At 38.9% G+C, this 13,061-nt stretch carries 10 protein-coding genes; 3 read left to right on the top strand and 7 right to left on the bottom strand.

The window, feature by feature from the left end; translation table 11 throughout:
- Window positions 1-154: 154 nt before the first annotated feature.
- The 7 genes from AC0VYJ_RS03440 to AC0VYJ_RS03410 all read right to left on the bottom strand — a co-directional run bounded on the left by AC0VYJ_RS03440 (window position 155) and on the right by AC0VYJ_RS03410 (window position 10,487).
- A complete protein-coding gene (locus AC0VYJ_RS03440) occupies window positions 155-2,482 on the bottom strand; it encodes a YhgE/Pip family protein (protein WP_475366525.1) in 2,328 nt (775 codons plus the stop codon).
- A 188-nt stretch (window positions 2,483-2,670) separates the two neighbouring features.
- Window positions 2,671-3,246 carry a TetR/AcrR family transcriptional regulator gene (locus AC0VYJ_RS03435; protein WP_194219981.1) on the bottom strand — a complete coding sequence of 192 codons (576 nt, stop codon included), beginning with the start codon at window positions 3,244-3,246 and terminating at the stop codon, window positions 2,671-2,673.
- Window positions 3,247-3,256: 10 nt separating this feature from the next.
- Window positions 3,257-4,507: an ATP-binding protein gene (locus AC0VYJ_RS03430; RefSeq protein ID WP_475366524.1), complete on the bottom strand. Its 1,251-nt coding sequence runs from the start codon at window positions 4,505-4,507 to the stop codon at window positions 3,257-3,259.
- A gap of 186 nt (window positions 4,508-4,693) precedes the next feature.
- Window positions 4,694-6,106, bottom strand: coding sequence for a protoporphyrinogen oxidase (gene hemY / locus AC0VYJ_RS03425; protein ID WP_475366523.1), 1,413 nt, complete (start codon window positions 6,104-6,106; stop codon window positions 4,694-4,696).
- Window positions 6,099-7,052, bottom strand: coding sequence for a ferrochelatase (gene hemH, locus AC0VYJ_RS03420; RefSeq protein ID WP_194219984.1), 954 nt, complete (start codon window positions 7,050-7,052; stop codon window positions 6,099-6,101). Before hemH ends, hemY begins: the two co-directional genes overlap by 8 nt.
- Window positions 7,053-7,073: 21 nt before the next feature.
- A complete protein-coding gene (gene hemE / locus AC0VYJ_RS03415) occupies window positions 7,074-8,117 on the bottom strand; it encodes a uroporphyrinogen decarboxylase (protein WP_475366522.1) in 1,044 nt (347 codons plus the stop codon).
- A gap of 180 nt (window positions 8,118-8,297) precedes the next feature.
- Entirely contained in the window at window positions 8,298-10,487 is a 2,190-nt protein-coding gene (locus tag AC0VYJ_RS03410) for a transglycosylase domain-containing protein (RefSeq protein WP_475366521.1), read from the bottom strand.
- A 159-nt stretch (window positions 10,488-10,646) separates the two neighbouring features.
- Here AC0VYJ_RS03410 and AC0VYJ_RS03405 point away from each other — a divergent pair, with 159 nt between their 5' ends.
- From AC0VYJ_RS03405 to AC0VYJ_RS03395, 3 genes are all read left to right on the top strand, one after another.
- Entirely contained in the window at window positions 10,647-11,156 is a 510-nt protein-coding gene (locus tag AC0VYJ_RS03405) for an antibiotic biosynthesis monooxygenase family protein (protein WP_430246889.1), read from the top strand.
- A 60-nt stretch (window positions 11,157-11,216) separates the two neighbouring features.
- Window positions 11,217-11,975 carry a PRC-barrel domain-containing protein gene (locus AC0VYJ_RS03400; protein WP_430246890.1) on the top strand — a complete coding sequence of 253 codons (759 nt, stop codon included), beginning with the start codon at window positions 11,217-11,219 and terminating at the stop codon, window positions 11,973-11,975.
- Between the two features lie 188 nt (window positions 11,976-12,163).
- Window positions 12,164-13,027: a formate/nitrite transporter family protein gene (locus AC0VYJ_RS03395; RefSeq protein WP_322098214.1), complete on the top strand. Its 864-nt coding sequence runs from the start codon at window positions 12,164-12,166 to the stop codon at window positions 13,025-13,027.
- The last annotated feature ends 34 nt before the right edge of the window (window positions 13,028-13,061 follow it).

The following is a 13,061-nucleotide window of genomic DNA, read 5'->3' as shown; positions in this document are numbered from 1 at the left end:
AACTTCATAATACTTACCCTTCCATAACCTAATATGAAACCCTCAATGGCGCTTCATCACAACTTTCTTACTATTACTGTATCGTTTTTCCATTCATTTATCAAAAGAAAAGAGGCCGTCTCTATCAAATGATAGAGACAGCCTCCTTGTTTCATTATTCATTCATAGCTGGTTCCAAGCCATGCTTTTTACGCTTTTTCAATTCTACAAAGAAGAAGGTAATGGTTCCAATAGCAAAGATCGCAATAAATCCTAAGAGAACATATACATTTTGCCACATGAAGTCAAAATCACCACTTGAAATGACGGCTTTCAAACCAGAAACTGTATACGTCATTGGCAACCATGTGTTAAAGATTTGTAGTCCTTCTGGAATTAACTCAAGCGGGAATGTTCCTGCACTTGTTGTTAATTGTAAAATCAAAACAATGATCGCTACAAATCGCCCTGGATCTCCTAACGTTGTTACAAAGAACTGAATCAACGCCATATAAGCGAGACTGGATACAATAGAGAAGAGTAGGAATAATGGAATACTCTGTACTTCTATTTGCAATCCGTATAATAGAAGCGCATCCGACACAAGCGCCTGAATCACTCCAACAGATAGTAGAATGCCATATTTGCTCATAAACCATCCAATTGCTGTACGTGGGCTTCCAGCCGGATCACGAAGTGGGAACACAATGGACATAAGTAGCGCTCCTACAAATAGACCAAGTGAAAGGAAGTATGGCGCAAAACCTGTTCCATAGTTTGGTACAGATGAGACGGCTTCTGTATCTACATTTACTGGATCAGCAAACATATTGTACGTTTCATCATCAGCATTTGTATTAGAAGTTTCCTCAGCCGCTTCGCCAAGTTTATCACGAAGCTCTGTTGTACCATCTGTGAGTTTCTGTGCCCCGCTGTCAAGATCTTTAGATCCATCCGCTAATTGACCTGCACCGGATGATAAATCAGACGAACCACCTTCTAGTTCTGATAGTCCACTCACAAGCTCTTGTGAACCACTTGATAGTCTATTCATTCCTGAGTTAATTGTGCCAACATTATCAATCATGCTGTTCCAACCAGTCGCTACAGTATCGTTACCATCTGCAACCCGCATTGCTCCTTCTTGAAGCTGAGCAATTCCAGACTCTGCTTGATTAATGCCATCACCAAGATCACTGAGTCCATCTTCTAGTTTTCCTTGTCCTTCATAAAGACCACTAGCACCTTGAGCAAGTTTCCTTTGTCCTTCTAATAGAGCATTCATCTTAGAAGATACACCTGAAAGTTTATCTGAAGCGTTAGCAAATGTCGTTGCTACTTCTCCAACTGACTTCGCCGCTGAACCAGATTTCTCAGCAATCGGTTGAAGCTGGCTAATTAGCGCCTGCTTCTGCTCATCCGTATATTGATCACTTGCTTGAATTGATTCAATTACGCCTTGCAGTTCTTTAGGTACCGCAGTTGCATTCGTTACTCCACTCGTTAGTGACTGTTTTAATCCTTCTGTATCAACTTCTGGTAATGAACTATTTTCTAATTCTGCAACAGATTGATCTAATCCAGCCATTAACTGCTTCGTTCCAGCGCGGCTTTCTTTAACACCAGATAGAAGTTCTTCTTGGCCAACTTTAAATTCACCCATTTTAGTACTAAGTTCTCCAAGCCCATTACTTACTCTTGAAGCTCCATCAGCTAGCTCACTAACTTCTGGTTGTTTTTCTTTTAAACCGTTTAATAAATCGGTTGTACCTTTATTTACCTTACTAATGCCATTTGCAAGATCAATGGACCCGTTTTCTGCACTACTAATGCCGTTGGTTAACTCAATTGACCCTTCATTGAGAGAGGCTAAGTTGTCTTTCAACTGCTGTGTACCGTCTTTCAATTCGGAAGAGCCATCAGCAAGCTCACCTGCACCATCTGTTGCTTCCGATAAACCATCAGCTATTTCACTGAACTTATCAAAGACAAGCTCACTGTAATTTTCAGTGATGTTCTCAGCAATTTGAGATTTAATTTCACTAACAGCCGTTCCACCGATCTGCCCAGCTAGAAAGTTAAAGCTTTCATTGGGAACATATTCAAGGTTTAGTTTATCCGGGTGTTCATCAAGAACAGTTGTCGATTTCTGAGAGAAGTTCTCGGGAATTTGGATTTTCATATAATAAGTTTGATCTTCAAGCCCTTTGTTTGCTTCTTCTTCATCTACGAAATCCCACTTGAACTCCGGTTCATCTTTCAGTTTATCTACTAATTCATTACCGATTTCAAGATGTTCCCCTTCGAAATCTGCCCCACTGTCACTATTTACAACAGCTACGGGAATTTGATCTAAATTTTCATAAGGATCCCAGAATGCCCACAAAAACATTCCACTATACATTACTGGAATAAACAACACCGCGATAACGGGGATTAAGATTTTTTTATTTTTTAACAATGACGACCATTCTGACCGAAATAGCCGAGATGATTTTTTCATTTTTGTCCTCCTGTCTATTTGACCAAATTTCTCAATTGGTCATTTTAAATCAAAAAAAAGCATTTTTCTTTTTATATAAAAGCCTCGATTGACCAATTTTTAATTATGGTCATTTTTTGCTACAAAAAGTAATATAACACCGTTTCATTAGAATAGCAATAGCAGTAGTCCACTTTCTTTGGATACTGCTACTTCAATTTAATCCCGCTCATCATATAAAATTCCAGGTGATTTGCAATTTCTTCTTTCGTAAATGAAGAATGAGTTTTTTCCCAGTCAAAAATGAGTGCAATATACATTTTAAACATAAGAAATGCTGTAAGTGAAGGATCACACTTCTTCACTTCACCATCAGAAATACCTCTCTCGATTTCTTGTTCCAGAAAAGAAAGAATGGCTTTCTCAACAAGATCAAGGGCGTCCATTGCTGCAGGCGTTCCAATTTCACGCACTTCTTGAGATAGCTTTATAGCTAATTTGTGCTCCTTCCGATGTTCTAGCACACTATAAAGAGCACGATGGAGATTGACAAAAAAGGACTCCTCTCTATGAATGGAATCTTGAGCAAGCCCCTTCAACTCCAACACCATACCTCTTACAATTTCATTGAATAGCTCTTCTTTATTTTTGAAAAAGGTATATATGGTTCCTTTTCCTACATTCGCAATTTTAGCGACTTGATCCATTGTCGTTGCTTTATAACCAAACATGGAAAAAGATTTTTCTGCTGCTTCTAAAATGCTTTTTCTTCGATCGAACGTCATTATTATCCCCCTATTGCTTTGTGATTGGTAGTGTTATTGTAACCGTCGTTCCTTCGCCTAGTATACTTGTGTAATTCACTCTTCCACCAATATTTCGAATTAGCCGGTTCGTGATCATTGTACCTAAGCCAGTTCCTTTCGATTTTGTTGTATAAAATGGTAGACCGATCTTTTCAAGCTCTTCCTTGCTCATCCCGGCTCCATTATCACGAATAACGATATCTACCGTACCTCTTTTTGTTCCGTATTGCAAAGCAACATGAATCATTCCTTCTCCTTCAATTGATTCAATTGCATTTTTTATAACGTTTATTAAACATTGTTTTAATTCTTGGGGATTACCCCATATATGAAATTCGCCTTTTTCATCATATTGAATCTTAACCGCGTAATACGAGGCTAATACTTCCGTTAATGCAACTGTATCTCTGACAATTTTATTCAAATCTACTTGTTCACAGTCACTTTTTGAAGGTTTGATCAGCATCAAATAATCTGTAATGATTTTATTCGTCCGCTCGATTTCTTCAAGCATCAATGGGGCATAATTTTGAACTTTGGTGTCCGCTGTATCAGCTGAAATAAACTGCAGAAGACCTTTAACAGTCGTAAGCGGATTCCGTATTTCATGAGCGATAGCAGCAGCCATTTTTCCCGCAACTGATAGTTTCTCAAGATAAACTGTTTCTTGAAGTTGAATATTTATTAATACAAGTCGTTCAGTTAAATAGAAAATAATGAAATAGGCGATTGCAAATGACGTGAAATAGATCGGATAAAAATAGGTTTTTAACGGTTCTAAGAAAATAAGAATGATGGCAATATACGAAATGATAAATAGAATTCCTGTGAAAATAATCCCTTTCCACTTTCGGATTGATCTTTGAAAGTAGTTCATAAATCCAATTGCAATGAGAAACCCAACAATCGCAATAAGTACTCCAACCCAAGCATTTTCTCCCCCCATCCAAGTTCGTGTTACAGAAATGGTGATCATGCAAATGAGACCAGGCAGTTTGCCACCATATAATGTTACAAGAATAAGAGGAACAACTCTCAAATCAAATACTGTATCTCCGAATTTTTCTAACGGAAAGAGCATACAAAGCAGAGCCATCAAGGAACTGATCACTCCATAAATTATTTTCTCTTTCAGGTTAATCGAGCTTGCTCTTGTAAATGGCATGACCATATTCCAGAGAAATAAAACTGAAAAGAGCATTGAAATATTAATAAGTAAGGGCCTTGCCATTTCCGACATGATTCGTACTCCTTTATTACTAATTGTTGCCATATACATTCTACCATTAGAATTTCTTCTGCACTAACAAAAATAGATAATAGTTCCAGTATAACATTTGTTAATTTATACAAAATACACTTCATTAAGTATTCTATAGAGAAGAGAAATATAAAAAAGGTTCACCGCATTCGGTGAACCTTCTTTTTATTTGAAGAAATTTTGAACTGAGGCTACAGCTGCCTCACCCTGATCAATACAGTCAGGGAGACCTACTCCATTGTATGAAGCTCCAGCTAGAAAAACGCCCGGCATTTTCTTTTCAATTCCTGAAATGACGGTCTGAATTCTATTACGGTGCCCAACCTCATATTGCGGCATAGATTGTCTCCATCTCGTAATTCGATAAAACTCAGGGTGTCCTTCAATTTCCATAATTTGATTCAGATCGTTTAATACTGTCTGAACGATTTCTTCATCACTTTTCTCAACAATACCATCATTACCTGCTCGACCTACATAACAACGAAGAAGTACTTTTCCTTTTGGTGCAGAATGTTGCCACTTACGATGTGTCCAGGTACAAGCGGTAATCGTATAATCAGCGTTTCTAGATACAACAAATCCTGTTCCGTCCATTGCCTTTTTTATGGCTTCTTCAGGGAAAGCCATTGCAACTGTTGCAACCGTTGTGGAAGGCATTTCCTTTAGCGGAGCTACTTCCTGATGTTCTCGTAACATATGATATACCTGCTGATGCGGGGTCGTGATGATAACAGAATCAGCTGATAACTCCTCGCCGTTTGTTGTCTTAAGCGTGTAAGATCCATCGACCTCATTTTGCTTTAATTGATCCACCTTAACATTTTTTCTAATGTTAACGTCTGTTAAACATCTTTCAATCCCCATAACAAATGACTGTAAACCTGATTTGACCGTAAGAAAAGCCGGCTTTTTCTTACCAGTGCTTCGGCGAGAAGGTGGTGTCGTCTTCTTCATCCCTAGAATTAAACTACGGTACTTTTTTTCCACTTCTGAGAATTGAGGGAAAGTTGACATAAGGCTGAGTTTATCGATATCTCCTGCATAAATACCTGACAGTAAAGGTTCTATTAAATTCTCAACAACCTCATTCCCAAGTCTTCTTCGAAAGAATAATCCAAGTGACTGATCTCCCTCTCCCTGTTCTCTCCTCGGAAGAACTAAATCTCCTGCTGCTCTAGCTTTCCCTTTTAAGCTAAATAGCTTTGTCGAGATAAATGGAGAAAGCTCCGTTGGGATTCCCATTACTGCTCCACCTGGAATCGGATAGAGCTGGTCATTATTTAATACGAAGGCTTGTCCAGTGGAATTCGGAACAAGTTGATCTCCCATTCCCACTTCATTCACAAGACGTGCTGCGCTTTCCTTTCTAGCAAGAAAGGAGTCAGGACCACGTTCAATCACAAAGCCATTTGTCGTATCCGTTTGAATCTTTCCACCTAAACGATCTTTGCCTTCAAGTAACGTGATTTCATAGGATTGATTTTCGTTCCTCATCTCTTTTTGAAGGTAATAGGCGGCGGTTAAACCAGTAATCCCGCCTCCGATAATCACGATTTTTTTTGTTTGTTTACTCATACTGTATCATCTTCTTTTTTATTAGTTCATGCTTCACAACTGTGGCTAATATCTCTATAAATTCATCCGTTGCATTGGGCATTTCCGGACGATGATAGGCTGCACCAAGCTCATTGGTCATCTGTTGACATTCGTAATCATTGTCATATAGCACCTCGAGATGATCAGCGACAAATCCTACAGGACAGTAAATAAATCCTGTGTAACCTTCTTGCTCAAATAAGTCTCGAGTTAAATCTTGAATATCTGGCCCAATCCACGGATCTGGCGTATTGCCCTCGCTCTGCCAGCCAATAGCATAATGTTCGATCCCAGCTCGTTCAGCAATATGCTTTGCCGTTTCTTCTAGCTGGCCAGGATAAGGATCCCCGTTCTGCAAGATTCTCTCAGGTAAACTGTGCGCTGAGAATATAACAATGGTTTTCTTTTTTTCCTTAGCATCAATCTGACTTAAACACGATTGTAATTGATTCACCCAATATTGGATGAACTTAGGCTCGTTGTACCACTGGTCAATCGCATAGATATTGGGGAAGCCCCGTTTATCTGCTTCAGCTCTCGCTCGTTCATTATAGGTTTTCACACTTAATGTAGAGTAATGCGGAGCAAGAACAAGACTAACGGCTTCCTCAATCCCATCTTTCTGCATATTCCGAACGGCATCTTCTACAAAAGGTTCAATATGCTTCAAGCCAAGATAGCTCTTAAACTCTACCTCTTCGCCAAATTCTTCATTCATACGATCCTCTAGCTTCTGAGCCTGTTTTGTTGTTATATCCGATAAGGGAGATATACCACCAATCGCTTCATACCGTTCAATCAAATCCTCCAACATTTCTTCTGTAGGTCGCTTCCCCCGACGTATATGTGTGTAGTATGGTTCAATTTCTGCTTCACTTCGCGGTGTACCGTAAGCCATAACTAATAGGCCAATGGTTCGCTTCATGCCATACCTCCCCCATTTCCATTATCTGTTCTTACGCGTATATTCGTGTACAAAATTCGTTAAACGCTGCAATGTCTCAACTTGAACTTGTGGGAACACCCCATGACCTAGATTAAAGATAAATCCTGGCGTCTCCATTCCCTGATCAAGAATTTCTTTTGTTCTTTGTTCAATAACTTCCCACGGTGCAAGTAGAAGTGCAGGCTCGAGATTCCCCATGAGCGGCTTTTTAATCCCCTCAACTTCTCTCGCTTTCTTAATTGAAATTCTCCAGTCTATTCCAATTACATCAACAGGCAGCTTGTTCCATTCCTGAATGAGGTGACTCGCTCCAACGCCGAACATTAAGAGTGGGACATTCAATTCTTTTAAAGCTGAGAAAATCCGATTCATAACAGGAGCAATATACGTCTGATAATCCATATCATTTAAAGCACCAACCCATGAATCAAATAACTGGATAGCTTGAGCACCCGCTTTTACTTGAGCTGTAAGATAAGCAATTGTCATATCCCCAAGCTTATTCATTAGCTGATACCAGCCTTCTGGATCAGAATACATGAATGCTTTAGTCTTATGATAATTCTTAGAAGGTCCACCTTCAATCATATAGCTTGCAACAGTAAACGGCGCTCCGCTAAATCCAATTAATGGAACAGACAATTGCTCACGTAGCATCTTAATAGTTTCCATTACATAAGGAATATCTTTCAGAGGATCAAGTTCACCTAGTCGATCAATATCAGATCTACTCTTAATGGGATTATCGATTACAGGACCTACACCTGATTTAATTTCAACATCCACCCCGATAGATGGAAGTGGCGTCATAATATCTGCAAATAGTATCGCTGAATCAACACCAAGCTGTTCAACGGCAAATCGCGTCACTTCAGCCGCTACTTCTGGGTTTAGGTTCATTTCATGAAATGAATATTTTTCTCTGATTTTTCTATATTCAGCCTGGTATCGACCTGCTTGTCTCATATACCAGACAGGTGTATGATCTGTCGCTTCTCCTCGGCATGCCCGAAGAAATTGATCATTAAATGATGCTTTATTCATGCTTGTCCACCTTTCTAATTGCAAAACGTACTTTTTTACATCCTTACATACTATAGCGATCGTAAGCTTCAGTGTACAGATATTGAAGAAAAAAGTCATAAAATCGTCCAACTTTGAAGCCGTTTACATCGTCTACTTTACCATAAGTAACCGAGCGTTTAAGTGAAAATCCTCACTCACTTACCTGTTTTCCTCTATCTTTTTATCTTCTTTCTCTTCTTCATTACCTTTAAACCTATCGAACAAACTGACGGAAGCTTCATTAGATGCCTCTCCTTCTTGCTCTGTTAACGGATTATAAGGAACTACTTGATAAGATACAGATCCAAAGAATGAGATCGAGTTTCTTGTATATTCCCCTTTTCCTTCAACTTCAGCTATCTTTTTTCTCTCCCCATCTTTCATTTCATAGATATGATAAACAATACGATCATCAGAGGATGCTGTCCAATTCAATTTGACGGCTGGAAGACCATAAAGGAAATCAAAATCTGCCTTCAAATCATTCACTTTTGGAAGGGTAATAGGTTTTTCCATATCTTTCAATCCTGAAGGCTTACTAAATTCCTTAGTACTATTCTCATCGATTGAAGTATTTACCACCTTTTTAAAAAGTTGAACCGGATATTCACTTCCACCCGTCAGATACTGTGAATCCGTTGTCCGGTCATACCCCATCCATACTGCACCCACCAAATCTGGTGTAAAACCGACAAACCAGGCATCACGCGAACCACCCGATACTCCCTCATACGAAGTTGTTCCAGTCTTACCAGCGATAGCAACATCTGCATCTCCACTTGTGGCGGTACCATTCTTAACGACACCTTCGAGTATTCTTGTCATATACCATGCCGTTTGTTTGGAGTACACTTTCTCTTCCTCTTGTTTTGCTTCACCTACTAACTTGCCGTCATTATTGTATAACTTACTAATAAAATAGGGATCGACATGCTTTCCTTCTTGAGCAAACGGACGATAGGCTTCCATCATCTCATAGGGAGAAACGCCTTTATCAATCCCTCCAAGAGCGATTTTTAAATCATTATCTTCAATTGTAAGGCCACTTTTTTCAAGAAAAGATTTTGAATATGAAATTCCAATCTCATTTAATAACCAAACTGCAGGTGCGTTAGCAGATACTCTGACAGCATCATAAAGAGAGAGCTGACCAGCGTATTGGTTATTATAGTTAGATGGAGAATACCCCTCGTAGTCAGTCTTTTCGTCCTTTAATAATGTGTAAGGACTGTATTCCTTTTTCTCAATTGCTGGCCCATATACGGCTATAGGCTTGAATGCAGATCCAGGCTGCCTCTTTGAGGTCACGTGATTAAGACCCTTCTGAACATAATCACGACCTCCCTGAACCGCTACTACTCCACCACTCTTTGCATCCATCATTGTCAGAGCCCCTTGAGGCGGATTGTTAGGATCACTTCCTGGGAAAAGCTTTCCGTTTTGAAATTGTTCATAAGCTGCTTTCTGCAAATCTTTATCCATTGGAACTACGATTTTATAACCACCACGTAATACTTCTTCATTCGAAAGATTAAATCGAGTCTTCGCTTCTTGAAGCGTCATATCAATGTACGTAAGAAAAGCTGCTTCCTTTGTTACTTCTGCCACATCAAGAGATAGCGTCTTTCCTTGAAGTCGAACCGCTTCTTTTGGTGTTAAATAATCCTGTTTCTCCATTAAAGATAGCACTAAATCTCTTCGCTCTTTACTCTCTTCAGGATGATTAATTGGTGAATAATTTGAAGGTGCTTTCGGAAGCCCAGCTAACATGGCACCTTCTTCAACACTTAACTCTGAGACTGGTTTATTAAAAAACAACATGGAAGCTGACTGTATGCCATAAGCACCATGTCCAAAATAAATCTGGTTTAAATACATTTCTAATATCTTCTTTTTACTGTAATTACGTTCTAAATTAATTGCGATAACAGCTTCCTTCGTTTTCCTCAACCAAGATTTGTCATTAGTTAGAAAAACGTTCTTAGCTAATTGCTGTGTAATCGTACTTCCGCCTTCTACTTTTTTTCCAGCAAGAATATCACGATAAAGCGCTCGGCCAATTGCTTTTACATCAAGACCATGATGATCGTAGAATCGGCTATCTTCTGTTGCAACGAAAGCTTCCTGAACATGGTCTGGAATATCATCTATTGAGACCGGCTCACGGTTTTCAAAATAAAGTTTAGTTATAATTTCTCCCTCTTCATCAACAAGTTGGGTAGCTGAATTCATCACAAGCTTTTTTTCGTCGATGACATAGTTTCCAGCCAGTAATATCCCCAAATACCCTAATAATCCAATGAGGAATACAGCTAATGTTGCGATTAAGCCTATGCCGAGTTTTTTCATTCTATGAGGCACTCCCTTATTAACTTAATTACAGCTAAGCTTACATGAAATAATGTTATATTTGTACTATATACAATGACGATTCTGTTTAGTTTTTGCCAAATAAGGGTAAAGTATCAGGCAATTCTCCCTGATCACTTCATTGAAAGGATGAATAAGATGAACGTTTACGTTACATATGGAACTTACGACTATTTATCAAAGGTAAAAGAAGATCATGATGGAGAAAATGTAAAGCTTTTTTCTAATTCTGATGGTGCTGCACTTTATCACGAAACGTCTTCCGAAACTTTTTTCAAAAACGCTAAGAAGTACGAATTAATGGACGAAAAAGGCGAGGTAACTGATCCTGGTTTTGTTGTTTTAAACCATATACCTGTTGAGGAGAGTGAACGGGCGATATTTGAAGATAGGTTTAAAAACCGCGCTGGGAAAGTGGAAAATGAACCCGGGTGTCAAGGAATTCGAATTTTACGTCCAGTTCATAACGATCCATATATCGTCGCCACATTCTGGAATACTGAGAAGGACTTCAAGAATTGGCAAACTTCTGAAGCTTATCAAACAGCGCACAAAAATCGTAACACAAGTAAAGGACTTCCAAAAACGATCTTTTCAGGAAAGCCATATCTTAAAACTTATCAAATCGAAAAAACAGATTCGGTTTAATTCTTAACGTGGTCGGGTAGTTTTTAGCTTAAGTGAATTATTCATATAGGAGTGAGCCTCATGTTAGTAAGCGAGAGTGAAGTGAATAAATACACGATCGATACAAAAGATGGCCAAAAAGGCGTCTTAAAAGAGCTCTATTTCGACGATGAACATTGGACTATACGGTATCTTGTTGTTGATACACACAAATGGTTACCTGGTCGAAAGGTATTGATTTCTCCGATTTCAATCGAGCAATTGAATCATGAGAATGAAGCTATTTCAGTTTCGCTTACATCTGAAGAAGTAAGTGAAAGCCCTGATATTGATACCGATCAACCTATTTCTAGAAAACACGAAATGGAACTGAATCGCCATTTTAGCTGGCCTTATTATTGGGTAGGAACTAATGCTTGGGGAAACGGGATGTATCCAAGACCGTTTATGGCTGATGATTTACCTGATGTTGATTCAACTTTGCATCATTCTAACCAAGACGAAGAAAATCACTTGCGAAGTACTAATGAAGTAGCTGGATACCACATTCAGGCGACTGACGGTGAAATTGGTCATGTTAAAGATTTCATTTTTGATGAAGAATCATGGCAGCTTCGATATATCATTGTTGATACTAAAAACTGGTTTTCCGGAAAAGAAGTACTGCTTTCTACAAAATGGATTCATGACATTCACTGGCAGGATCGATCGGTAGTTGTCAATATAAAAAAAGAAGAAGTTCGTCAATCACCAGAATTTCGTCTAAACGAACCCATTACTCGCCGTTTCGAAGAAGACCTTCATACGCACTATGGTAAAACGGGATACTGGAAATTTTAATGAAAGCGAGGTGGCCTTCCACCTCGCTTATTTCAGACAAACTTTGAGTTGATTTCCCAGGAAATCTAACTTGTTGACAGCAAATTAGCTTTCTTTCCTATATTCACACCATAGTAGAGGCACATTCGTCAGTTTATTCCAAAAGACAAAAAGGGAAATCATAGAAAAAGAGAGATAGGAGATTTATTGTGGCGAATTCTAATAAAAAAGACAAACAAGTAAAATATCCGGAAAGACAATTTTATTTTCCAGCGCAAATTGTTGAAACATTTATCGCAAAAGGGGAGTCTCATAGCGCCAGGCCACTGAATCGGCAGTTTATTTTATCGATCCTAGCTGGGGCATTTGTTACGTTCGGAGCTATTTTCTCTGTTCTAATTGCTATGGGAGTTGAAACGGAAGGTGTTAGTAATCTTCTTTCAGGAATAGGATTTGTAACAGGATACGCGATTGTTTTTATTTCAGGAGCCATTCTCTTTACTGAAGTTAACGTACTCCTTCCTACGTACATCCTCCAAAGGAGATTTTGGGTTCCTAAGAATATAATGAAGTTTTGGATAGTTTGTTATTTTGGTAACTTACTAGGTGCCCTGCTGGTAGGTGCTCTTGTCGTTGCATCAGGATCATTATCCCCTGAATTCTATAGCGAATTAGCTACATATACAGAGCACAAAATGAAATTTCTATCTCATGGAACGGTAGGGTGGTTTCAAATTCTTCTCTCAGGTATTATTGCAAACTGGCTTATTGGAATGGCTGCGTTTCTTGCTACTGCAGCTCGTGATTTAACAGGTAAAGTTCTTGCTACTACACTTCCTGTTATTATATTCGTAGCCGGAAACTTCCAGCATAGTGTAGCCAACATGGGGTATTTCAGCACATCCTTTATTCATGGCTCTGAATACTCTTGGATGGAATTCCTGTTCTTTAATCTAGTTCCAGCAAGTATCGGTAACCTGATTGGCGGTGGGGTACTCGTTGCTCTAACATTTACGTATGCGTTTAAAGAAGAAATTAACGAAGAAAGCCTTCCAAAAGAAGAAGCAGAGTGAGAAAAAGCAGCCTGTCAGTTGACAGGCTGCTTTT

The organism is Anaerobacillus sp. 63XJN7_5_ISO-PGPR-S23-430, from assembly GCF_056173695.1.
This window is presented reverse-complemented; position numbering and strand designations above follow the sequence as displayed.

Excerpts from the sequence above, each read along its gene's own strand:
- AC0VYJ_RS03440 (WP_475366525.1), bottom strand. The coding sequence starts at position 2,482 with ATGAAAAAATCATCTCGGCTATTTCGGTCAGAATGGTCGTCATTGTTA.
- AC0VYJ_RS03405 (WP_430246889.1), top strand. The coding sequence starts at position 10,647 with ATGAACGTTTACGTTACATATGGAACTTACGACTATTTATCAAAGGTA.
- AC0VYJ_RS03430 (WP_475366524.1), bottom strand. The coding sequence starts at position 4,507 with ATGTCGGAAATGGCAAGGCCCTTACTTATTAATATTTCAATGCTCTTT.
- AC0VYJ_RS03410 (WP_475366521.1), bottom strand. The coding sequence starts at position 10,487 with ATGAAAAAACTCGGCATAGGCTTAATCGCAACATTAGCTGTATTCCTC.
- hemH (WP_194219984.1), bottom strand. The coding sequence starts at position 7,052 with ATGAAGCGAACCATTGGCCTATTAGTTATGGCTTACGGTACACCGCGA.
- hemE (WP_475366522.1), bottom strand. The coding sequence starts at position 8,117 with ATGAATAAAGCATCATTTAATGATCAATTTCTTCGGGCATGCCGAGGA.
- AC0VYJ_RS03400 (WP_430246890.1), top strand. The coding sequence starts at position 11,217 with ATGTTAGTAAGCGAGAGTGAAGTGAATAAATACACGATCGATACAAAA.
- AC0VYJ_RS03435 (WP_194219981.1), bottom strand. The coding sequence starts at position 3,246 with ATGACGTTCGATCGAAGAAAAAGCATTTTAGAAGCAGCAGAAAAATCT.
- hemY (WP_475366523.1), bottom strand. The coding sequence starts at position 6,106 with ATGAGTAAACAAACAAAAAAAATCGTGATTATCGGAGGCGGGATTACT.